General features: G+C 62.0%; 15 protein-coding genes and 2 pseudogenes. 5 read left to right on the top strand and 12 right to left on the bottom strand.

Going from position 1 to position 22,725, the window contains the following annotated elements; translation table 11 throughout:
- Positions 1-3 precede the first annotated feature (3 nt).
- Positions 4-1,179 (bottom strand): O-antigen ligase family protein, encoded by a 1,176-nt coding sequence (locus BLR26_RS00955; protein WP_093376801.1) that lies wholly within the window; start codon positions 1,177-1,179, stop codon positions 4-6.
- Positions 1,180-1,278: 99 nt separating this feature from the next.
- On the opposite strand from BLR26_RS00955, the gene BLR26_RS00960 reads away from it, so the two are divergent.
- Entirely contained in the window at positions 1,279-1,881 is a 603-nt protein-coding gene (locus BLR26_RS00960; RefSeq protein ID WP_093376803.1) for a BUD32 family EKC/KEOPS complex subunit, read from the top strand.
- 5 nt (positions 1,882-1,886) lie between these two features.
- On the opposite strand, the gene BLR26_RS00965 is transcribed toward BLR26_RS00960, so the two are convergent.
- The 10 genes and pseudogenes from BLR26_RS00965 to putP form a co-directional block, all read right to left on the bottom strand.
- Entirely contained in the window at positions 1,887-2,981 is a 1,095-nt protein-coding gene (locus BLR26_RS00965) for a glycosyltransferase (RefSeq protein ID WP_093376807.1), read from the bottom strand.
- Positions 2,982-3,029: 48 nt separating this feature from the next.
- Positions 3,030-3,803 carry a glycosyltransferase family 2 protein gene (locus tag BLR26_RS00970; protein ID WP_093376811.1) on the bottom strand — a complete coding sequence of 258 codons (774 nt, stop codon included), beginning with the start codon at positions 3,801-3,803 and terminating at the stop codon, positions 3,030-3,032.
- A gap of 67 nt (positions 3,804-3,870) precedes the next feature.
- Positions 3,871-4,827, bottom strand: a complete 957-nt coding sequence (locus BLR26_RS00975; protein ID WP_045193782.1) for a glycosyltransferase family protein — start codon at positions 4,825-4,827, stop codon at positions 3,871-3,873.
- Positions 4,828-4,878: 51 nt separating this feature from the next.
- A pseudogene (locus BLR26_RS00980) lies at positions 4,879-5,973 on the bottom strand (PIG-L deacetylase family protein); the annotation flags it as partial.
- 98 nt (positions 5,974-6,071) lie between these two features.
- Positions 6,072-6,279, bottom strand: a pseudogene (locus BLR26_RS27615) (PIG-L family deacetylase); the annotation flags it as partial.
- Entirely contained in the window at positions 6,276-7,172 is an 897-nt protein-coding gene (locus BLR26_RS00985; protein WP_093376821.1) for an antimicrobial resistance protein Mig-14, read from the bottom strand. The gene BLR26_RS00985 and the pseudogene BLR26_RS27615, both read right to left, overlap by 4 nt.
- The gene (locus BLR26_RS00990; RefSeq protein WP_093376825.1) at positions 7,172-8,302 is read right to left on the bottom strand and encodes a glycosyltransferase; all 1,131 of its coding nucleotides are present in this window, start codon (positions 8,300-8,302) and stop codon (positions 7,172-7,174) included. The genes BLR26_RS00985 and BLR26_RS00990 overlap by 1 nt, the downstream gene beginning before the upstream one ends.
- The gene (locus BLR26_RS00995; protein ID WP_038997493.1) at positions 8,286-10,043 is read right to left on the bottom strand and encodes a carbamoyltransferase family protein; all 1,758 of its coding nucleotides are present in this window, start codon (positions 10,041-10,043) and stop codon (positions 8,286-8,288) included. The genes BLR26_RS00990 and BLR26_RS00995 overlap by 17 nt, the downstream gene beginning before the upstream one ends.
- A gap of 104 nt (positions 10,044-10,147) precedes the next feature.
- The gene (locus tag BLR26_RS01000) at positions 10,148-10,984 is read right to left on the bottom strand and encodes a 23S rRNA (adenine(2030)-N(6))-methyltransferase RlmJ (protein ID WP_045193787.1); all 837 of its coding nucleotides are present in this window, start codon (positions 10,982-10,984) and stop codon (positions 10,148-10,150) included.
- A 262-nt stretch (positions 10,985-11,246) separates the two neighbouring features.
- A complete protein-coding gene (gene putP, locus BLR26_RS01005; protein WP_045193789.1) occupies positions 11,247-12,731 on the bottom strand; it encodes a sodium/proline symporter PutP in 1,485 nt (494 codons plus the stop codon).
- Positions 12,732-13,083: 352 nt separating this feature from the next.
- Between putP and putA the strand changes: the two genes are divergently transcribed.
- Positions 13,084-17,037 carry a trifunctional transcriptional regulator/proline dehydrogenase/L-glutamate gamma-semialdehyde dehydrogenase gene (gene putA, locus BLR26_RS01010; protein ID WP_093376830.1) on the top strand — a complete coding sequence of 1,318 codons (3,954 nt, stop codon included), beginning with the start codon at positions 13,084-13,086 and terminating at the stop codon, positions 17,035-17,037.
- Positions 17,038-17,317: 280 nt separating this feature from the next.
- On the opposite strand, the gene BLR26_RS01015 is transcribed toward putA, so the two are convergent.
- Positions 17,318-17,917: a hypothetical protein gene (locus BLR26_RS01015; RefSeq protein WP_143013253.1), complete on the bottom strand. Its 600-nt coding sequence runs from the start codon at positions 17,915-17,917 to the stop codon at positions 17,318-17,320.
- A gap of 189 nt (positions 17,918-18,106) precedes the next feature.
- Here BLR26_RS01015 and BLR26_RS01020 point away from each other — a divergent pair, with 189 nt between their 5' ends.
- From BLR26_RS01020 to BLR26_RS01030, 3 genes are read left to right on the top strand one after another with little or no spacing between them, the layout of a single operon-like run.
- On the top strand, positions 18,107-19,909 hold the full coding sequence (locus BLR26_RS01020) for an acyl-CoA dehydrogenase (protein WP_093376839.1): 1,803 nt from the start codon (positions 18,107-18,109) through the stop codon (positions 19,907-19,909).
- Between the two features lie 32 nt (positions 19,910-19,941).
- Positions 19,942-21,384: a TldD/PmbA family protein gene (locus tag BLR26_RS01025; protein WP_093376844.1), complete on the top strand. Its 1,443-nt coding sequence runs from the start codon at positions 19,942-19,944 to the stop codon at positions 21,382-21,384.
- Complete coding sequence (locus BLR26_RS01030) at positions 21,384-22,715, top strand: TldD/PmbA family protein (protein WP_093376848.1); 1,332 nt, start codon at positions 21,384-21,386, stop codon at positions 22,713-22,715. The genes BLR26_RS01025 and BLR26_RS01030 overlap by 1 nt, the downstream gene beginning before the upstream one ends.
- Positions 22,716-22,725: the final 10 nt, after the last annotated feature.

The raw sequence follows: 22,725 nt of genomic DNA on the forward strand, positions 1-22,725 counted from the left end.
TGTTCAGATAGAACCGGAAATTTTATCACAGCCTGGCGCCCGGGCACGTACCCAGACCAGGACAGTGGCCAGGCCGACCGGCAGCCAGCTGATGAACCACTCGGCACGCGGGGTGCCGGTCAGGCTTGCGGCGTCGAACTGCATGGCCAGGGTCGAGAACAACCACAGGCCCATCAGACCTTTGCCAAAGGTTGTATCGCGGGTTTTCCAGATTTCGCGCAAAGTGCACAGCCACACCGCCAGCCACAACAGCATGCCGGGGATACCCAGTTCGATGGCAATGTGGGTGAACATGTTGTGGGTGTGGTCGAACTGCATACCGGCGGCGCTGATGGAGTAGAACGACCCCAGGCCCAGGCCGGTCCAGGGATGCTCACCGATCATCTGCAGGCTTACCTCGAAGATCTCCGGCCGGTAGGACGCCCCCCGGTACATGACCAGCGAGTACAACAGCGCAAAACCAATGGCAGCGCCTACCAGCGCTGTTGCAGCAATCACCCGGCTTCTGCGGTCACGGCACCAGAGCGGCATGGCCAGCATCGTGATCAGCAAGCCCAAGGCCGCACCACGACTCTGGCACAACAACACGAATGCCCCCAGGCAGAGCAGGGCAACACCCCAGAGCAACTGCATCAGGCGTTGTTTAACTGGCCAATGGATCATCCAGACAATCGCTGCGCCGATGACGTAAGAACCAAGGATTGGGTGGGAAATTTCACCGATGCCATACAGCCTGGATGCCCACTCCTCGCCGCGGACCAGATAAAACTGCACGATCGACAATACGGCACCGATAGCCAGCCCCGCCCCACCCAGAAGCATCAGCAGGCGAATGCGCTGCTCCCCGAGTTGGGCCAACAGGGGGAAGAACAGCAGGAATACCGCTATGTACAGCAGGCGCTTGAGTTCACGCCCGGGCTCCTCTGTGGCGGCCCACGACAAGCTCAAAGCGGTCCAGCCGAGCATCAGCAGCAACGCCAGGCACTGTGCCTTTTGTGCATGCCAAAGCTCGACCAGCAATGCGCGGGCAGACCACAGCATGACCAGCGTAGGCAGCCACAGAAACGCAACCAGCCCTTGCTGGTAAAGCTTGTTGCTTGGCGCCAGGGCAATGCCCACCAAAAACCAGAAAAAGCCAATTGCCAGCCAGGCCTGCGCCCAGCGCCTCGAATACATCATGCACTTCCCCATTGATTCAACAACACCGGCATGGTGCAACCCTGAACTTTTCGGCATTATTGCCGGTCATTTTGCTTGCCCGCTAACAAGGCCCCTACCATGCAATGTTCCCGGCTCCCCCAAGTCGACTTCAATCAGCTGACGCTTGGTGCCCAGATACTGGAGGCCGACAGCTACGGCGCTAAAGTCTACCTGTTAACAGACGGCAATATCCTCAAGCTCTTCAGGCGCAAGCGGTTAATTTCTTCTGCGCTGCTGCGACCTTACTCCCGACGCTTTATCGATAACGCGGTGATGCTAAAGAAAAAGGGAATTCCTACGCTTGAAGTGCTGGAGTACTACAAGCTGGACGCACCTGGAATGACGGCGGTACTGTACCGTCCACTGCCCGGCAAAACCTTGAGCCAGCTGTCTCGCGAGCCCGGTTTCAGTTGGCAGGAACGCCTTCCGGATCTGATCGGACTGGTGCGCCAGCTGCATCAGGCGGGTATTTACTTCCGCTCACTGCACCTTGGCAACATTGTTGTTACCCCTGAGCAGCAACTTGGCTTGATCGATGTCGCCGACATGCGTTTCCTGCGAGCCCCGTTGTCCAGCCGAATGATTCGACGCAACGTGCAACATTTTGCCCGGTACATTGCCCGGGAACAGTTGGCTGACCAGTTTCCCCTGGCTGAGCTTGAGCGCGCACTGCTGCCGTAAAGAACTCAGGCCCTGCCCAGTAACGCCCTGGAAGCCTGACTGAAGCGTTGCCAGGCCTGCTCGGGCTGCAGGGCCTGGTATTGAGCGTTGGCAACAGTGCTTGCCTGAAGATCCGAGCACGCGGCAATCGCGTTGCTCCAGGCGCCGACATCACCCGCCGGCGCATAGTAGCCTGCGATTCCCAACTGCTCGCGAAACACCGGCAACTCGCTGCACAGGACAGGCACATCGGCCATTACCGCCTCTTGCAGCACCAGGCCCAACCCTTCGGAGTGCGAAGGAATCAACAGCCAGTCAAATGCCCTGTAGAGCTTTTCCAGCCCGACACAGTGCCCTGGCATCGAGACTTTCTGAGCCAGATCAAGCGCCTGGATCCGCGCCTGCAACTGTGAGCGCAAGCCGCCCTCACCGAGGATCACCAGGCGCAGATCAGCTTGCTGCCGAGCAGCCTGGGCAAAGGCATCGAGCAAGTAGTCAAAACCCTTGCTATCGACCAACCGGCCGACTGCGCCCAGGACGCGTACGCCGTGCTCCGCGAGCCCCAGCGCCTGACGTGCCTGTTGCCGGCCTAGCAAGTTGCGACGAAAGCCATCTGGTTCAAGGGCGGTACGCAACACCTGCACCGGCACCCCGAGGTCTTGCGCCAATGCATCGGCAAGGGTTTGTGAGACGGCGACAAACGTCAGCCGAGAGGCAGGAAAAGCGCGCAACAAGGCAATATCGGCCCGGCGCAGGCGGGTCTTGCCATGAAACACGACGGTGGCCCGCAAGTTCGGCATGACCTTGAGCAGCGGCAGTATCAAGCGCGACACGCCCAACCCGTCAAGCAACAGCACCTGAGCATTGGCTTGTTCCAGCGCATCGCGAAACCGCCCCCGCAACCAGGGACGCAATGCGCGCCAGACATGCCGCCCCTTGAGCAGGCGATGGGACAAATGCCACTCGCGCGTTGACTCACCGCCATAGCAGGCACCCTGCCCCTGCAGCAGCCAACTGCTGATTTTCGCCCCAGGCCCGGCCTGGGACAGAATTTGTTGATGCACCTTGTGCACCGAGACATACGGCGAACCGCCAGCCCACATAATGTTGACGATATTCACGGGGATGTACCCCTTGTATCGGACTGGATCACTGGCAAGCCAGTTGAATCAATTCGCAAGAAAGCCAATAGCCACTCCCACTGCCAAACCGATCAACAAGGCAGCTGCCAGCTTGACCCGCTCGCGCTGACGCCGGCGTGCTTTGCGCTGACGCTCTTCAGGCAGGCTGACGTGCATGCCGAAGCCGGTATGCAACACGGCATCACCTTCCAGGCTCACGCCGGTCAGGTTCAATTCTGCATAGCGCTTTGACAGTGCCTTTTCACCAGCATAGGCGGCGAACGGCGCACAGCGCTGATAATCGCTCAAACGGCGCAACCCCGGATTCAGAGAAAAACTCTGCCACTCAGGCTTGTCCGACAACAACGGGTAGCAGGGCACACCGGCAATCACCTGGCGCTCACCAAGGTGGATGTAGGGGCTATGCAACTTCAGGTCATAGACATAACTGCGCAACCAGACCTGAAGCAGCTCAGGGCTGACCGCCAGGATCGCTTGCGAGTCTTCGACGAAGCCAGGACGGTAGAACTCCCAGTCATCTTCACAATGGAAGATGTAAGAGGTTTTTACATGGCTGTAAGCGAGATCGATCGAGGCCAGCTGACCCAGTTTCGGACGATTGACGAAGACCTTGCAGTGCGGCTTCCAATGCTCGGGCACAGCCTGGTGAACAGCGTCATCTCCCGAATCTTCGGTGATGAACACTTCACGGATAGGCGCGGTATTGAAGCGGTCAAAGCTTTCCAGCGTAAGTTTTAGCAAATCGAAGCGTCCGCAACTGGTGACAACCAGTGTTACGTCGCTATCTTGGCAGAATCGCACCGGACTCCCTCCCCATAAACTGTATTCAAATGTTCGAGACTACTTGCCTGGTTTCAGGACAGCCGGCTCATATGCCCAGTCTCAAACGCAAGCGTTGCCAGCCGGTCAGGGCTGGACGGGGACGAAGAGGTGGCTGCATTTTTTCCACGATGCTACGACCTACCTGGGCGAAGCTGAATTGCGAGACGGCCAGATCACGGCCGTTGTTGCCGATACGCTCGACCAGCCCGGGGTCGGCACGCAATACTTTCAGCTTCTCTTGCAACTGGGCAATGCTGTCATAGAGCACCACGTTATGCATGTCTTTCAAACCCAGGGCGCGATTTTCCGCCTCACCCTGGTCAAAGGCCAGCAAAACGCAGCCACAGGCCATCGCCTCGAAATTCTTGATCATGTATTCGCCCATGCCGACATCCGCGCTAACAAAAAAACGGATGCGGTTGAGCGTGTCGCAATACTCTTCACCGGACTTGGTACGGGTTACCAGCAGGTTTTCCACCTGCGCCAATTCATCGAGCAACGCCTTGCGGCCACTGTAGGCAACGCTGTTGGTGCTGCCGACAAAAGCCAGCTCGATATCCCGTTCACGACCCTGGTCGGCCAACAGCTGCTGGTCGTAGCCCTTGGGTACGAACTCGGCATCGAAACCCTCCTGACGCAGGCGCTCACTGACCATGTAACCGGAACTGATGACCCGCGCCCAAGGCAGTTGGCGGTAATGGGCGCTGAACTTGCCGGTGTACTTGCAGGGGATGTAGTTCTGGTAGGCATCATGTTCGAGGATGACCAGATTGGGCACCGTACGAATGAAACCGACCTGGCGAATCTCTTGCTTGAAGCGCAGGAAAAACACGATCCGGTCGTACTTGTCGACGTCGACTTCGCGGCGGAAGTAGCGGCGCAGGTTGCGCTGCTCGTCACTGCTCAGCCAGCGCAGGTCGCAGTCGCTGTGCGCAGCAACGCCGTCATACAAACGGTCGAGGATCGCCCGTTGTTCTTTCTGCACCAGAAATAGAACTTTCATTGTCTTCCTTGCGGCGCTCAGGCCACAGCTTTCAATCTTGTAGCATCGTGATCAGAGCTCACGACGCCAGAACAATTCGTGTCGACGCACAGCCTTGCGAAAGAATTCGTTCTCGCCATAGGGCGAAGGACGACGCCCGGCCAGCCAGCGTTGCAGCAGGCGGCGCAGGCGGCGCTTGAACGGCGCAGGCGGCTGCAGGTCGTGCATCATGCCCAGGGCCATGGCTTTGTCGCGCTGGGCGGGCAGGCCCAGCACCAGGCAGTAGGGAGACCAGGCCTGGGCTGCTTGCAGTTGCGGCGGCAAAGCAATGCCTGCACCGCTATCACCCATGGGCCAGCGGTCGTTGTCATGCAGGTGATTGGCATAGCACAGCAGGGTTTCAGGCTGCCACTCAAGGCCTTGCAGCGCTTCGAGCACAGCAGCTTGGGCGCAGATATGATCAGGGTGCGGATCGAGGGTCGGGTGCGGCATCACCAGCACCTGCGGCCGGGCCCTGAGCAACAGTGCACGCAGATCGGCCAGCAGGTTGTTCCAGGTTGGCGCGCCGTCTTCATCACCCGGCAGGGTCAGCGGGTTGAACTGGCGAAACAGGCGGGTATCGGCAAGCCCGGCCTCGCGCGAAGCCATTGGCTCTGCAGGCGCGGCCTGCATGGCCGGGAGTTGCAAGCAGAAATACCCCAGCTGCACGCAGCGAGACTCGGGCACCCCGGCCCAACGCGGCACAGCGATGCTGTCCCAGGCTCGTAAACGGCCTTTCAGGCGCGCAGCCTCAGCCTTTTCCAGGCCCATTTGCTGGTAGTGTTCGGCTTCGATTTCACCGGCAGTCAAGGTCACCACCCAGGTCTCCTCGGCCTGGCTGTAGAAGCCAAAGGCTGCGAGCTCGGCATCATCGGCATGGGGCGCGATGACCATGACCCGGCGCTGGCGAAGATCGGCCTGTGGCGCAACCCATAGCGTTGCCTCGCCCACCAGGCGGCAGTGGCGTCCACGCAGGCGCAACTGTCCAGCCATCAACGGCTCGGCCAGCCCGGTGAGGTTCAGGTAACGCAGGCCGTTCACGCCCCGCTCGAACGTCTGAACGTCGTCACTGCCCAGGCTTACCGCAGGATCAAGGAACCGCCCCAGCCAATTGCTTTTCAGGTGCACCTGAAGAATCACCGTCTGCTCAGCACCAAGCTGCAGCGGCGATTCCAGGCGCACAATTCCATCGACCAGTCCGACCGAATGCGCCACACAGTCTGACGGGAACTGATACTGATAGTCTTCAGCCGGAGAGTAGAACAGATGGTCGGCAAACCACGCCTCGTGGGCGACCCACAACAGCGGCAACAGCAGCAGCGGCAACCACCACTGGACAAAAAACCCCAGGGCAAGCAGCACCAACAAGCCGATCAGCAGCCCGAGGCGCTTGTTGCGCCGGTGGCGCTTGAGCAACTGCTGCTTGCGGCTCACACCTGAAACACCGGCACGGGGTTGCACCAACGGTCCTTGTACTCGCGATCGGCACGGCCGAAGGAGAACCGCAAGGGTTTGTTACGCGTACGGGCATCTTCCCAGGCAGCCTGGGTATTGAGGAAGCTCAGCACGCTACCGGGGCTGAAAGCCTTGGTTTGCGGATCGACACCACCGTTGATGTACTCGACGCTGATCCACGCTGGCGCTTCGACCCGATAAACCAGCTGGATGGCAATCGGCGCATCGTCAAGAAACAGCACCGAACCGATCAACAGCTCGCGCAGGCGCTCGATCACCTCGGCCATGCGCTCGGCGCCAGTAGCCGGAAACTCCCAGCGGCGCTGGAACAGGTCGCAGTAGATCGCCGCAAGTTCGCTACTGGAAAAATCCGTGACCGGCCGCACCTGGCCGCCCGCCTCTTCCAGCAGGCGCAGTTCACGGCGCTGGTTGTAGCGAAACTTCTTCGACAGGTCTTCCGGCGTACGCGCCATGGCCAGCAATTCGGCCTGCGCCTTGAGGTTGGCAAAACGGCCCTGGTTGAGCTCGGACAGATAACGCCCGGCATGACGCAGCGGCGCCTGGGCATCGGCAGCGGCGGGCAGGATCAGCTCGGCATTGCCCAGGTCGTACAGGCCTTTTTTGCCCTGACGCTTAAGCACATCTTTGGACAGCGCCAGGTAGCGACCCCAGGTGGGAATCGCAGCCTTGAGCTCGCCGTTTTGCTCCCAGCCCAGGTAACGCACCGGGATCTGCGCCAGGTCAGCCAGCTGCTCAACAACCAGTGGATGGGTGGCGACACTGCCGCCAAACTTTTCCCAGGCCAGGGCGTAGGTTGGCGCATCGATCTGCGTCCAGCCGCGCTCGCGCCAGCCTTGAATATGGTTGAGCATCAAGCCTCCGCTGTCAGGGCACGAACGTGCGGCAGTTGCCAGAAGGCCTCGCGCACTGCGGCATCGGAGAAGCGCTCACGCAAACGCTCAAGCATGCGCCCGGCGCACTCCTGGCGCTGCCCGGCATCCAGTGCGGCCAGGTGCTGCAAACCTTGCCCAAGACGCTCGGCGTCGCCCAGCGGGAAGAGGATGCCGACACCCTCGACCACCTCGACCGCACCGCCGCAGGCCGTAGCCAGTAGCGGCACGCCGGCGACCATGGCTTCGAGCAGGACCATGCCGAACGGCTCATGGTCGGAGCTCAAGGCGAAGGCGTCAAAAGCACGAAAGTAGCGACGAGCGTCAGGCACCTGACCGAGAAAATCCACCTGCGCGGCGATTCCCAGTTCGGCGGCCTGCTCTTTGAGTTGCTGCTCCAGGCGACCCTTGCCAAGAATGGCCAGGCGAGCGCCGGCCGGCAGTTGCGGCAAGGCCTGGGCGAAACCACGCAGCAAGGTGGCCTGGTCTTTGTCTGGATGCAGGCGGCCGACGTTGCCGACGATCCACGCTTGCGGGTCCAGGCCCAACGCCTCGCGCGCCTGCGCGGCGGGCACCTGGCTGGCCTGCAGCGCCTCGATGTCGATGCGGTTGTAGAGGGTCTGGATACGCTCGGCCGGCCACTTGCGCAGGCATTTGCGCATGTCGTCGCGCACTGCGTCAGAAACACCGAGCAGGCTCAGGCGTTTGCTGAACAGGTTGGCAAACAGCTGGCGGCTGCGGCGCAGGTAGTCACCGAAGGCGTGGTGCACGCCGATCACTGGCAAGTTGCTGCCGAGCAAGGCGATATAGATCGGCTTGAAGCGGTGCGCGATGCAGAAGCTGAACTGGCGGCTGGCGACGATCCGCCGCAAGGCGCGGATCGCCCCCAGCTTAAGGCCACGAATGGCCTTGGAGCTGAACTCGAGGAAGATCACCTCGTCCGAGGCGCAGCCGGCCGCAACCTGAGGGTCGGCAGCGCCGGTCAGGAACACCGTCGTGACCTTGTAGCCGCTACCGTCGAACAGGCTGGCGTACTGGCGCGCACAGTCCAGGAACGGACCGTCATAACCATGACAGAACTGCAGGACGCGTTTTTCAGCCCTGGACGTCATAAGTGTCCGCGCCGTCCTTGACCACCAGGATGTCTTCCATGATCAGGTACTGCAGGTCCGAGCCGAAGAACATGTTCAGCGCATCGGTCGGCGAGCAGATCATCGGCTCGCCACGACGGTTGAGCGAAGTATTCAGCGACACACCGTTGCCGGTCAGGGTCTCCAGCGCCTTCATCATGTCGTAGTAGCGCGGGTTGTACTCGCGCTTGAGCACCTGGGCGCGCGAGGTGCCGTCTTCGTGGACGACTTCCGGCACGCGGGTCTTCCACTCTTCAGCCACTTCGAAGGTGAAGGTCATGAACGGCGCCGGGTGATCGATCTTGATCATCTGCGGCGCGACGGTGTCGAGCATCGACGGGCAGAAAGGCCTCCAGCGCTCGCGGAACTTGATCTGGTGGTTGATGCGGTCGGCAACGCCTTCCACGCTCGGGCAACCGATGATCGAACGACCGCCGAGGGCACGCGGGCCGAACTCCATGCGGCCCTGGAACCAGGCCACCGGGTTGCCGTCGACCATGATCTTGGCGATCTGCTCGGGCATGTTCTCCAGCTTGCGCCATTTTGGCTGGCTCGGATGACGGGCACAGGCGGCGATCACGTCTTCGTTGGAGTACGCAGGGCCGAGGTAGACGTGTTCCATCTTCTCAACCGGTACACCACGGGCGTGGGACACATAAGCAGCAGCTCCGACCGCGGTGCCGGCGTCGCCGGAAGCCGGCTGGACGAACAGTTCCTTGAGGTCAGGGCGAGCAATGATCTTCTGGTTGAGCTTGACGTTAAGCGCGCAGCCGCCAGCGAAGGCCAGTTTGCCGGTCTCCTTGAGGATGTCGCCCAGGTAGTGGTCGATCATCTGCAGGGCGAGCTTCTCGAACAGCGCCTGCATGCTCGCGGCGTAGTGGATGTACGGCTCGTCGGCGATGTCGCCTTCGCGTTTCGGGCCCAGCCACTCGATCAGTTTTGGCGAGAAGTAGAAACCCTTGCCCTTCTCTTTATAACGACGCAGGCCGATGACGTTGGCGTAGTCGGTGTTGATCACCAGCTCGCCGTTTTCGAACGAGGCCAGGCGCGAGAAATCGTACTTGCTGGCGTCGCCGTAAGGCGCCATGCCCATGACCTTGAACTCGCCATCGAGCATTTCGAAACCGAGGAACTCGGTGATCGCGCCGTACAGGCCACCGAGGGAGTCCGGATCGAAGAATTCCTTGATCTTGTGGATCTTGCCGTTTTCGCCGTAGCCAAAGAAGGTCGTGGCGTATTCGCCCTTACCGTCGATACCGAGGATCGCGGTTTTCTCTTTGAAACCGGAGCAGTGGTAGGCACTGGAGGCGTGGGCCAGGTGGTGCTCGACCGGCTCGATCTTGACCTTTTTCGGGTCGAAGCCCAGTTGCTCCAGGCACCAGACGATCTTCTTGCGGTAACGCTTGTAGCGACGGTTGCCCATCAGGATCGCGTCAAGGGCGCGGTCCGGGGCGTACCAGTAACGCTTGGCGTAGTGCCAGCGAGCCTCGCCGAACAGGCTGATCGGGGCGAACGGAATCGCCACCACATCAACGTCGGACGGCTTGATACCGGCCTGTTCCAGGCAGAACTTCGCCGATTCGTAGGGCATGCGGTTCTTTGCATGTTTATCGCGCACGAAGCGCTCTTCTTCAGCGGCGGCAATCAGCTTGCCGTCGATGTACAGGGCCGCGGAAGGGTCATGACTAAGGGCGCCGGACAGGCCAAGAATCGTCAATGCCAAGGGTCTAGCCTCTTCAATCTGTATATATGCGCGCTGGCACGTGGGCCGAGCGGCAGCCAAAGAGCGGGATTATAACGCAAAGTGTGGGAGCGGGCTTGCCGCGCTTATTCGGCGATCAGCCAATCCATCCGCCAGCTGCCCTGAGTCTGCGCCAGCACCTGCGACAGCCATGGCAACAGCGTGCGCAGTTCTTCTTCCAGGCCCCATGGCGGGTTGGCGATGGCCAGGCCCGAGCCGTTGAGGCCCTGCGGGCTGTCCTGCGGGTGCACATACAGCTCGACCCGCAGCAGTTTAGGCGCGCCGGTGCTGGTCAGGTCCTGGTAGAAGCGCACCAGCTGGCGCTGGTCCTTGATCGGGTACCAGATGGCCGCGACAGTCTGGCGCATGCGACTGATGGTCTCTTTCATCGCCTGGGTGCAACGCTTGAGCTCGTCGGCCTGCTCGAACGGCGGGTCGATGAGCATCACCGCACGCTTTTCCTGCACCGGCAGCAAGGCCCGCGGCACATGCCAGCCCTCGCCCAGGTGCACGGCAACGCGCGGGTCCTTCTTCATGTTGTCTTTGAGCAGGCGACCGTCTTCGGGGTGTTTCTCGTTAAGCAGCACGCGATCTTGCTGACGGGCCAGGCGTCGGGCCAGTTCCGGGGAGCCCGGGTAATAGCGCAGCTCGCCATCGGGGTTCATCTTGCGCAGGATGCGCAGGTAGTCCGCGGTGATTTCCGGCAGGTCGTCGCGCCCCCAGAGGCGGCCGATACCTTCCAGCCACTCGCCGGTACGTGTCGCCTGATCGCCCTGCAGGTCGTAAAGACCCAAGCCTGCGTGGGTGTCGAGGTAGGCAAACGGCTGCTCCTTGCGCGACATCAAGGCGATGAGGCGGGTCAGCACAAGGTGTTTGAAGACGTCGGCGTGGTTGCCGGCGTGGAAGGCGTGACGATAGTTCATGGCAACTCCTGCAAGACCGCGCAGTTTACCTTGTCATGCACAACAGGGGGAGCGGCGATGCGCAGATGCGGCTTGACCCGCGATGTCAGCCATCGCGGGTCAAGCCCAGTGGGAGCGGGCTTGCCCCGCGATGAGACCAATGCCGCCAGCCCACCTGCTGCTACCTGAATTGCGACCGCTTCGCGCTCGATCGCGGGACAAGGCCCGCTCCCACAAGACTCTTGCGAGGCCGGGCCGTGGTCAGGCGAAGCTCAACAGTCGATCAATGACCGGCCTTGAACGCCTCGTCGGCGGCTTCGAAGCGCGAAACCATCGCCTTCGACGGGCTGCCGGCCCGGCTGACGAAGTAGATCGCCAGGGCGCCGAGGATGAAGCCCGGGATGATTTCGTACAGGCCCCAGATGGAGAAGTGCTTCCACACCACCACGGTGATCGCACCGACCAGGATACCGGCCAGTGCGCCGTCACGGGTCATGCCTTTCCACAGTACCGAGATCAGTACCACCGGACCGAAGGCAGCACCGAAGCCGGCCCAGGCGTAGCTGACCAGGCCCAGCACGCGGTTCTCAGGGTTGGAGGCGATCAGGATGGCGACCACGGCCACCAGCAGCACCATGGCGCGACCGACCCAGACCAGCTCCAGCTGCGAGGCACCCTTGCGCAGGAAGGTCTTGTAGAAGTCTTCGGTCAGGGCACTGGAGCACACCAGCAGCTGGCAGCTCAGGGTACTCATGACAGCCGCCAGGATGGCCGACAGCAGGACACCGGCAATCCATGGGTTGAAGAGGATCTTGGCCAGCTCGATGAACACACGCTCGTGGTTCTCGGTGACCGGGCCTGCGACTTCAGGGTGCGCCGAGAAGTAGGCGATACCGAAGAAGCCCACAGCGCAAGTACCGACCAGGCAGAGGATCATCCAGGTCATGGAGATGCGACGGGCCTTGGCGATCGACTTGACCGAGTCAGCGGCCATGAAGCGCGCCAGGATGTGCGGCTGTCCGAAGTAGCCCAGACCCCAGCCCATCAGCGAGATAATGCCGATGAAAGTGGTGCCCTTGAGCATGTCGAAGTTGCCCGCGTCCTTCAGCTCGATGGCAGCGAAGGTGGTGTCAAGACCGCCGGTTGCGATCAACACGATAACCGGGGTCAGGATCAGGGCGAAGATCATCAGCGTAGCCTGGACGGTGTCGGTCCAGCTCACTGCCAGGAAACCACCAACGAAGGTGTAGGCAATGGTTGCCGCCGCACCAGCCCACAGCGCTGTCTCGTAGGACATGCCGAAGGTGCTTTCGAACAGACGGGCGCCGGCAACGATGCCGGAGGCGCAATAGATGGTGAAGAACACCAGGATCACCACGGCGGAGATGATCCGCAGCAGCCCGCTGTTATCTTCGAAGCGGCTGGAGAAGTAATCCGGCAGGGTCAGCGCATCACCGTTGTGCTCGGTCTGCACCCGCAGGCGGCCGGCAACAAACAGCCAGTTCAGATAGGCACCGATGATCAGGCCGATGGCGATCCAGCTTTCCGACAGGCCCGACATGTAGATAGCGCCCGGCAGGCCCATCAACAGCCAGCCACTCATGTCCGAAGCACCGGCCGAAAGCGCGGTAACCACGCTGCCGAGGCTGCGACCGCCAAGAATATAGTCGGAAAGGTTGTTGGTAGAGCGATAGGCCATGAAGCCGATCAGCACCATTGCCGCGATATAGATCACGAACGTGATCAAGGTTGGATTGCTTACACTCATTGTTGCGCCCTGGCGTTTGTTTTTATGTAGCGACAGCCTCGAAGAGGTTGCACCCAGGCCGCGAATCCTATGCAACAACGCAAAGAGGGTGCAACCTGTTTTTACAATCAAGTTGCACCTCGTCGGAAATTTTGCGTAACAGCGGGTTTTTGCTCCCTTTTGGAGCAAGAAGACCTGTTTTCAGAAGAAAATGCACCACAAACAGCCATTTTTGCTGTGTGGTTTTACCCTCCGGACGAGTAGCACTTTTTTCCTGCATATTTTGGGTTGCACTAGGTTGCACCCAAAATCGCGCACGGCTAATCTTGGCGCCAGCTTAAGCCACAGCCTGTGGCAATAATGAGGATAAGAAATGGCGACGACCACCCTTGGGGTCAAACTCGACGACCCTACCCGTGAGCGACTCAAAGCAGCTGCGACCTCTATCGATCGCACGCCGCACTGGTTGATCAAACAAGCGATCTTCAATTACCTGGAGAAGCTCGAGGGTGGCGCCACCCTGACCGAACTCAACGGTCAGCCCGGCATTCATGCCGACGATGCCGGTGAAGTACAGGCCGACCACGCCCACCAATGCTTCCTAGAATTTGCCGAAAGCATCCTGCCGCAGTCGGTCTTGCGCTCGGCCATCACCGCCGCCTACCGCCGCCCTGAGCCGGAAGTGGTACCGATGCTGCTGGAGCAGGCGCGCCTGCCGGCCGCCATGGCCGAGGCCACCAACAAGCTGGCCGCCGGCATCGCCGAAAAACTGCGTAACCAGAAGAGCGCTGGCGGCCGTGCCGGCATCGTTCAGGGCCTGCTGCAGGAATTCTCCCTGTCGTCGCAGGAAGGCGTGGCGCTGATGTGCCTGGCCGAAGCCCTGCTGCGCATCCCCGACAAAGGCACCCGCGACGCCCTGATCCGCGACAAGATCAGCACCGGCAACTGGCAGCCGCACCTGGGCAACAGCCCGTCGCTGTTCGTCAACGCCGCCACCTGGGGCTTGCTGCTGACCGGCAAGCTGGTCTCGACCCACAACGAATCCGGCCTCACCTCTTCGCTCAGCCGCATCATCGGCAAGAGCGGCGAGCCGATGATCCGCAAGGGCGTCGACATGGCCATGCGCCTGATGGGCGAGCAATTCGTGACCGGCGAAACCATCGCCGAAGCCCTGGCCAACGCCAGCAAGTTCGAAGCCAAAGGCTTCCGTTATTCCTACGACATGCTCGGCGAAGCGGCGCTGACCGAACATGACGCGCAGAAATACCTGGCGTCCTACGAGCAGGCTATCCATTCGATCGGCAAGGCTTCCCACGGTCGCGGCATCTATGAAGGCCCGGGCATCTCGATCAAGCTCTCGGCCCTGCACCCACGCTACACCCGCGCCCAGTACGAGCGCGTCATGGACGAGCTGTACCCGCGCCTGCTGTCGCTGACCCTGCTGGCCAAGCAATACGACATCGGCCTGAACATCGACGCCGAGGAAGCCGACCGCCTGGAGCTGTCCCTGGACCTGCTCGAGCGCCTGTGCTTCGAGCCGCAACTGACCGGCTGGAACGGTATCGGTTTCGTCATCCAGGCCTACCAGAAGCGCTGCCCGTATGTGATCGACTACGTCATCGACCTGGCCCGCCGCAGCCGCCATCGCCTGATGATCCGCCTGGTAAAAGGTGCTTACTGGGACAGCGAGATCAAGCGCGCCCAGGTCGAAGGCCTGGAAGGCTACCCGGTGTATACCCGCAAGGTGTACACCGACGTTTCCTACATTGCTTGTGCACGCAAACTGCTGTCGGTGCCGGAAGTCATCTACCCGCAGTTCGCCACCCACAACGCCCACACCCTGTCGGCCATCTACCATATCGCCGGCCAGAACTATTACCCGGGCCAGTACGAATTCCAGTGCCTGCACGGTATGGGCGAGCCGCTGTACGAGCAGGTTGTCGGCAAGGTCGCCGATGGCAAGCTGAACCGTCCGTGCCGCGTGTATGCCCCGGTCGGTACCCACGAAACCCTGCTGGCCTACCTGGTTCGCCGCCTGCTGGAAAACGGCGCCAACACCTCGTTCGTCAACCGTATTGCCGACCAGTCGATCTCGATCCAGGAACTGGTCGCCGACCCGGTCGCCACCATCGAACAGATGGCTACCCAGGAAGGCAATACCGGCCTGCCGCACCCGCGCATTCCGCTGCCGCGTGACCTGTATGGCACCGAGCGGGCCAACTCCGCCGGTATCGACCTGGCCAACGAACACCGCCTGGCTTCGCTGTCCTGCGCCCTGCTGGCCAGCGCCCACAACGACTGGAAAGCCGCGCCGATGCTCGCTTGCGCTTCCAGCAACGAAGCGGCGGCGCCGGTGCTGAACCCGGCTGACCTGCGCGATGTGGTGGGTCATGTCCAGGAAGCCAACGTCACTGACGTCGACAACGCCATCCAGTGCGCGCTCAATGCCGCGCCGATCTGGCAGGCCACCCCGCCGGCCGAACGCGCCGCGATCCTGGAGCGTGCCGCCGACCTGATGGAAGCCGAGATCCAGCCGCTGATGGGCCTGCTCGCCCGCGAAGCCGGCAAGACCTTCGCCAACGCCATCGCCGAAGTGCGTGAAGCCGTCGACTTCCTGCGTTACTACGCCGTCCAGGCGCGCAACGATTTCAGCAACGACGCTCACCGCCCGCTGGGTCCGGTAGTGTGCATCAGCCCATGGAACTTCCCCCTGGCGATCTTCAGTGGCCAGGTTGCCGCGGCACTTGCCGCCGGTAACCCGGTGCTGGCCAAGCCGGCCGAACAGACCCCGCTGGTTGCCGCCCAGGCCGTGCGCCTGCTGCTCGAAGCCGGTATCCCCGAAGGCGTAGTGCAACTGCTGCCGGGCCGCGGCGAAACCGTCGGCGCCCGCCTGGTCGGTGACGATCGGGTCAAAGGCGTGATGTTCACCGGCTCTACCGAAGTCGCCCGCCTGCTGCAACGCAACATCGCCGGCCGCCTGGATGCCCAGGGCCGTCCGATCCCGCTGATCGCCGAAACCGGCGGCCAGAACGCGATGATCGTCGACTCCTCGGCGCTCACCGAACAGGTGGTCATCGACGTCGTATCTTCTGCCTTCGACAGCGCTGGCCAGCGTTGCTCGGCCCTGCGCGTACTGTGCCTGCAGGAAGATTCTGCCGACCGCGTCATCGAAATGCTCAAGGGCGCCATGGCAGAAAGCCGCCTGGGCAACCCCGAGCGCCTGGCCGTGGACATTGGCCCGGTGATCGACGCCGAAGCCAAGGCCGGTATCGAGAAGCACATCCAGGGTATGCGCGACAAAGGCCGTACCGTGTACCAGATGGCAATCGCCGATGGTGAAGAGATCAAGCGCGGCACTTTCGTGATGCCAACCTTGATCGAACTGGAAAGCTTCGACGAACTGCAGCGCGAGATCTTCGGCCCGGTACTGCACGTGGTGCGCTACAACCGCAAGAACCTCGACCAGTTGATCGAGCAGATCAACGCCTCCGGCTACGGCCTGACCCTGGGTGTCCACACCCGGATCGACGAAACCATTGCCAAGGTCATCGACAACGTCAATGCCGGTAACGTCTACGTCAACCGCAACATCGTCGGCGCCGTGGTCGGCGTGCAGCCATTCGGCGGTGAAGGCCTGTCCGGTACCGGCCCGAAAGCCGGTGGCCCGCTGTACCTGTACCGCCTGCTGTCGACCCGCCCGGCGGGCGCCATCGAGCAGTCGTTCCAGCGCACCGACGGCGAAAACGCCCCGGACACCCGCCTGCGCGACAGCCTGAGCAAACCGCTGCAAGCCCTCAAAGCCTGGGCGGCGAGCAATCAGCTGAACGACCTGAGCGGCCTGTGCGAGCAGTTCGCCCAGCAATCGCAAAGCGGTATCAGCCGCCTGCTGGCGGGCCCGACCGGCGAGCGCAACAGCTACACCATCCTGCCGCGCGAGCACGTGCTGTGCCTGGCCGAGGTCGAAGCTGACCTGCTGACCCAACTGGCGGCGGTACTGGCCGTGGGCAGCTCGGCGGTGTGGCCGGAAGGCGAGCTGAGCAAGACCCTGCGCAATCGCCTGCCGAAGGAAGTGCAAGCGCGCATCCAGCTGGTGGCCGACTGGAACAAGGACGACGTGGTGTTCGACGCCGTCCTCCATCACGGCGACTCCGACCAACTGCGCGCCGTGTGCGAGCAGGTGGCCAAGCGCGCCGGCGCCATCGTCGGTGTTCACGGCCTGTCGTCGGGTGAAACCGCGATTGCCCTGGAGCGCCTGGTAATCGAGCGCGCACTGAGCGTCAACACTGCTGCTGCCGGTGGTAACGCGAGCCTGATGACTATCGGCTGATAGCCAGCAGCGCCTCTATCGCGGGTCAAGCCCGCTCCTACAGCGTAGGAGCGGGCTTGACCCGCGATGCTTTCTAGCCCAGAAACTTCGCACGTTGATGACGCACCAGCCACCCCAGGCTACCCGCCTTCACGACCTCGGAAGCAATGACGAAAACCAGGGGATCTGACCGCCACGAAAACTACCCTGGACATAAAAGACTATAAAAAATGCATCCATCCCACCCCACCAAAACCGGGTCATACGTGGGAGCTGATTCATAGGCTGACGACTGAAGGCCTCAGACATCAACAAAGATCCCGATGAAAAAACCTGCCAGCAAAACCACGAGAAAAGACACCAGCACTATCCAAACCAGAATCCCGACCGACATCCAGGCCCAATTCAGGAGTGACAAGCGGGAATTAGACTGGCCTTTCGGGTCGCCTACGCAGGTGTTTATCGCTCCCTGAATCCTGGCCATTACCCAAAGAATCACGACATCCATAGCCAATACCGCACTCAACAACGGCAGCGGCGCCAGCTCCATCATCTGGTTTGCCCACAACGAGAACGCTGTCAGCAGGATCAAGGCGCATACCAACCAGAACGGTGACCACCTGTAGCTTCGACCAGACAGGTGTAATTGCCGATCGACCCTGCTCAGCAGGCTGTAAAGAAACAGAATGCCGAAGATGCTTCTTACCAGCGGTAACACTCGCTCCCCGGTTTCCCGCCGGTAGAGCGCCCAGCTTTGGTAATGGCAAAAAAGCCAATAAAAACCAAAGGTGAACAGGTTCATCACGATCAACTTTCTGATCGATACGACGAAGAACATTGGCCCCCTGCCTGTGGCATCAGAGAGATCAGGGCTCATCGAAGCGGTGCTGTTAGTGGTCATGGCTACGGCCTTCGGTAATGGGCCGACTATCTAAGCCTGCTCGTGCATCACAGATCTGCCCTCTGGCTCCGAAGCAAGGGTACGAACATTCCCAAACGCCTTGTGCCTTGCCATCACCCGTATCTATTTCACTGTGCAGTAGCATCGTCACTACCTAGACTCGGCCCATCCCCAGACAGGAATGCCGCCATGTCCGAGACCCTGCTCAGCGCCCGCAACCTGGCCTTCGAACTCTACGAAGTGCTCGATGCCGAGGCCCTGACCCAACGCCCGCGCTTTGCCGAGCACAACCGCGAAACCTTCGATGCCGCTCTGAGCACTGCGCGGACCATCGCCGAGAAGTATTTCGCCCCGCATAATCGCAAGGGCGATGAGCACGAGCCGCGCTATGAAAATGGCGAGGCGCTGTTGATCCCCGAGGTCAAGCCTGCGGTCGATGCCTTCCTTGAAGCCGGCTTTCTCAACGCCAGCCGCGACTTCGAAGCCGGTGGCATGCAGTTGCCGACCTTGCTCTCGCAAGCCTGTTTCGCCCACTTCCAGGCGGCCAACGCCGGTACCACGGCCTACCCGTTCCTGACCATGGGCGCCGCCAACCTGATTGAAAGCTTTGGCAGCGACGAGCAGAAGCGCCTGTTCCTGCAACCGATGATCGAAGGCCGCTTCTTCGGCACCATGGCCTTGACCGAGCCGCACGCTGGCTCGTCCCTGGCCGATATTCGCAGCCGCGCCGAGCCAGCCGGCGATGGCAGCTATCGGCTGCGCGGCAACAAGATATTCATTTCCGGCGGCGACCATCCATTGTCGGAGAACATCGTGCATATGGTCCTGGCCAAGCTGCCCGATGCGCCGCCCGGGGTGAAGGGCATTTCGCTGTTTATCGTGCCCAAGTTCCTGGTCAACGCCGACGGCAGCCTCGGCCCGCGCAACGATGTGTTGCTGGCCGGGTTGTTCCACAAGATGGGCTGGCGCGGCACCACCTCGACGGCGCTGAACTTCGGCGACAACGGCCAGTGCGTCGGCTACCTGGTGGGCAAGCCACACCAGGGCCTGGCCTGCATGTTCCAGATGATGAACGAGGCGCGTATCGGCGTCGGCATGGGCGCGGTGATGCTTGGTTATGCCGGCTATCTGTACTCGCTGGAGTACGCCCGCCAGCGTCCGCAAGGGCGCCTGCCAGACAACAAGGATCCGGCCACCGCTGCCGTGCCGATCATCAATCACAGCGACGTCAAGCGCATGCTGCTGACCCAGAAGGCCTACGTCGAAGGCGCCTTTGATCTGGGCCTGTACGCCGCGCGGCTGTTCGATGACACCCAGAGCGGCGAAAGCGATACGGTTCGCCAGGAGGCCCATGAACTGCTCGACCTGCTGACGCCGATCGTCAAGTCCTGGCCTTCGGAGTTTTGCCTCAAGGCCAACGAGCTGGCCATCCAGATTCTCGGCGGCCATGGCTACACCCGCGAGTACCCGGTCGAACAGTACTACCGCGACAACCGCCTGAATCCGATTCACGAAGGTACCCACGGCATCCAGTCGCTGGACCTGCTCGGGCGCAAGCTGGCGCAAAACGGTGGTGCAGGGCTCAAGCAACTGGTCCGCCTGATCGCCAGCACCTGCGAGAGAGCCCATCCGCACAGCAGCCTGGATCGTCTGCGGGTACCGCTGGAGCAGTTGCTCAATCGCCTGCAGGAAGTGACCCTCGGCCTGCTCGGCGATCTGGCCCAGGGCCAGGTCAATGCAGCCCTGGCCAACTCGGCGCTGTATCTAAAGGCTTTCGGTCACTGCGTGATCGGCTGGCGCTGGCTGGAGCAGGCAATCCACGCCGAACAAGGCCTGGCCCGGGGCAACCCGGCCGATCGCGACTTCTACCTGGGCAAATTGCAGGCCGCGCGTTATTTCCTGACCTGGGAAGTGCCGGGCTGCCATAATGAGCTGGCATTGCTCGCGGCCAGTGACGATACCTGCCTGAGCATGCACGACGAGTGGTTCTGAGGGGGAGCCACCGCGCACACGGAGGTTCCCGCATGTTCGAGTTGACCGCATTGCTGCGCCAGCGCTTCGCCGCTCTGCGCAGCAGTGGCGAATTTTTCTCCCTGCGTTATGTGCAGCAAAGCCAGCAACACCTGTCGGTGCGCAAGAATATCGCCGAGCCGCCGTTTCTCAGCCGCGACGAAGGCGCGATGCTCACCGTGCGCGTCCATGGCGTGGAAACCTACGCCGCCACCGCCGACCTCTCGCAAGCCGGCTTGCAGCGTGCCCTGGAGCAGGCTGAGGCACTGGCCCGGCAAATCGCCGGGCGCGCCCTGCTCGACCTGCGCGAGCAACCACTGGCCACCGGCCGCGCCGATTACTGCTCGCCCAACCTTGAGCAAGCCTTCCCGTCCCTGGCCGACTGCTACGCCCTGCTTGCCCAGGAATCTGCCAGCGTGCCGGACGACAGCCGCCTGGTGAACTGGCAGGCAAGCCTTGGCATCAGCACTATCGAGCAGATCTACCTGAACACCGCCGGCGCCGAACTGCGCCAGGCCCAGCGCTTTATCTACCCGGGTTTCAGCACCACCGCCTTCGACGGCCAGGACAGCCAGACCCGCACCCTGGGCCGGGAAAACTTCGGCCAGCAGGGCGGCCTCGATGTGATCGAGCGTTGCGGCCTGGTTGGTGCCGGGGCCAAAGTCGCCGAGCAGGCCCTGCAACTGCTGCTGGCGCCGAACACCCCCAGTGGTGTGCGCGACCTGCTGTTGATGCCCGACCAGATGATGCTGCAGATCCACGAATCGATCGGCCACCCGCTGGAAATGGACCGCATCCTCGGCGACGAGCGTAATTACGCCGGCACCAGCTTTGTCAAAGCCAGCGACTTCGGCAGCCTGCAGTACGGCTCGAAATTGCTCAACGTGACCTTCGACCCGTCGATCCGCGAAGAGCTTGCCAGCTACAGCCACGACGATGACGGCAGCGCTGCGCACAAGCAGTACCTGATCAAGGACGGTTTGCTGGTCCGCCCGCTCGGTGGTGCCCTGTCGCAGTTCCGTTCCGGCCTTGAAGGGGTGGCCAACAGCCGCGCCTGCGGCTGGAACCGCGCGCCGATCGACCGCATGGCCAACCTCAACATCGAGCCGGGGGACAAGACCCTGGCGCAACTGATCGGCGGTATCGAGCAGGGCATCCTGATGCGCACCAACCGCTCGTGGTCGATTGATGATGCGCGCAACAAGTTCCAGTTCGGCTGCGAATGGGGCCAACTGATCGAAAACGGCGAGCTCAAGGGCGTGGTCAAGAACCCCAACTACCGCGGCATCTCCGCCCGGTTCTGGGGCAATCTCAGCGCCGTCGGTGACGCCAGCACCTTGCAGGTACTGGGCACGCCAAACTGCGGCAAGGGCGAGCCGAACCAGGTGGTACGCGTGGGCCACGCCTCCCCCGCCTGCGTATTCAGCCAGATCGACGTATTCGGAGGAGACGCCTGATGGCTGCCACCCCACTGCAAAGTTTCCAGCACCTGGTCGCCAGCCTGCGCGACGCGGTGTGCGCGCCAGAGCATTTCACCTTGAGCTACAGCGGCGAGCACTCGCAGTTCATCCGCTTCAACCACGCCAGGGTGCGCCAGGCCGGCGAAGTGCAACAGGCCAGTTGCGTGCTCAAGCTGGTCGCCGACGGGCGCCAGGCCGAGCTGCAGTTCACCCTCGGCAACGACGCCGAGGTCGATCAGCTGCGCCTGCAACAAGCCCTGGAGCAACTGCGCCAGACCCTGCCGCTGCTTGAGCCCGACCCTTACCTGCAACTCAATGACAGCGCCTGGCACAGCCATAGCGTGCAGGATCAAGCGCTGCCAGACAGCGCTGCGGTGCTGGCGCAGATCGAGCAAGGCGCGGGTGATCTGGACCTGGTTGGCATCTACGCCGCGGGCCCGATCTGCCGGGGTTTTGCCAGCTCGTTTGGGGCCTTTGGCTGGCACCAGGCCAACAGTTTCAACTTCGACTGGAGCCTGTTCCACAGCAACGGCGAGGCGGTCAAAGCCAACTATGCCGGCCAGTCCTGGGACGGCGAAGCCTTCGCCCTGCGCCTGCAGCAGGCCCGCGAACAGCTCGACTACCTCGGCCGCCCGCTGAAAAAGCTCGCCCCCGGTCAGTACCGCGCCTACCTGGCACCGGCAGCGCTGGACGAGATCATGGGCATGCTCTGCTGGGGCGGCTTCTCGGCCCAGGCCATCGCCACCAAGAACAGCCCGCTGCAACGCCTGTACAGCGCCGATGCCAGCCTGAGCCCGTTGGTCCAGATAAGCGAGCAGGTCAGCGGCTCGCTGAGCCCGTCGTTTTCGGACGAAGGCCTGGTGCGCAGCGACCTGCGCCTGATTGACCAGGGCCGGGCCCACGATCGGCTGATCTGCGCCCGTAGCGCCGCCGAGTTCGAACTGGCGGCCAACGGTGCCGATAGCTACGAGTCGCCATGCGCGCTGAGCATGGCCGGCGGCGAGCTTGGGCAGAGCGAAGTCCTCGCCCGCCTGGGCACCGGCCTGTACATCAGCAACCTCTGGTACCTGAACTACTCGGACCTGCCCGCTGCGCGCATGACCGGCCTGACCCGCTTCGCCACCTTCTGGGTCGAGAACGGCGAGATCCAGGCGCCGGTGAGCACCATGCGCTTTGACGACAGCGTCTACAGTTTGCTGGGTTCGCAACTGGAGGCATTGACGACCGAACGCGAGCTGATTCTGTCGACCAGCACCTACGGCCAGCGCCAGACCAGTTCGAGCCATTTGCCGGGAGCGTTGGTCAAACGCCTGACGTTGACACTGTAATTAGCCCATC

It is taken from the genome of Pseudomonas sp. UC 17F4 (assembly GCF_900101695.1).
In the GTDB taxonomy this organism is placed as follows: Bacteria; Pseudomonadota; Gammaproteobacteria; order Pseudomonadales; family Pseudomonadaceae; genus Aquipseudomonas.

Excerpts from the sequence above, each read along its gene's own strand:
- putA (WP_093376830.1), top strand. The coding sequence starts at position 13,084 with ATGGCGACGACCACCCTTGGGGTCAAACTCGACGACCCTACCCGTGAG.
- BLR26_RS00955 (WP_093376801.1), bottom strand. The coding sequence starts at position 1,179 with ATGATGTATTCGAGGCGCTGGGCGCAGGCCTGGCTGGCAATTGGCTTT.
- BLR26_RS01025 (WP_093376844.1), top strand. The coding sequence starts at position 19,942 with ATGTTCGAGTTGACCGCATTGCTGCGCCAGCGCTTCGCCGCTCTGCGC.
- BLR26_RS00960 (WP_093376803.1), top strand. The coding sequence starts at position 1,279 with ATGCAATGTTCCCGGCTCCCCCAAGTCGACTTCAATCAGCTGACGCTT.
- BLR26_RS01015 (WP_143013253.1), bottom strand. The coding sequence starts at position 17,917 with ATGACCACTAACAGCACCGCTTCGATGAGCCCTGATCTCTCTGATGCC.
- BLR26_RS01000 (WP_045193787.1), bottom strand. The coding sequence starts at position 10,984 with ATGAACTATCGTCACGCCTTCCACGCCGGCAACCACGCCGACGTCTTC.
- BLR26_RS01020 (WP_093376839.1), top strand. The coding sequence starts at position 18,107 with ATGTCCGAGACCCTGCTCAGCGCCCGCAACCTGGCCTTCGAACTCTAC.
- putP (WP_045193789.1), bottom strand. The coding sequence starts at position 12,731 with ATGAGTGTAAGCAATCCAACCTTGATCACGTTCGTGATCTATATCGCG.
- BLR26_RS00985 (WP_093376821.1), bottom strand. The coding sequence starts at position 7,172 with ATGCTCAACCATATTCAAGGCTGGCGCGAGCGCGGCTGGACGCAGATC.
- BLR26_RS00990 (WP_093376825.1), bottom strand. The coding sequence starts at position 8,302 with ATGACGTCCAGGGCTGAAAAACGCGTCCTGCAGTTCTGTCATGGTTAT.
- BLR26_RS00975 (WP_045193782.1), bottom strand. The coding sequence starts at position 4,827 with ATGAAAGTTCTATTTCTGGTGCAGAAAGAACAACGGGCGATCCTCGAC.
- BLR26_RS01030 (WP_093376848.1), top strand. The coding sequence starts at position 21,384 with ATGGCTGCCACCCCACTGCAAAGTTTCCAGCACCTGGTCGCCAGCCTG.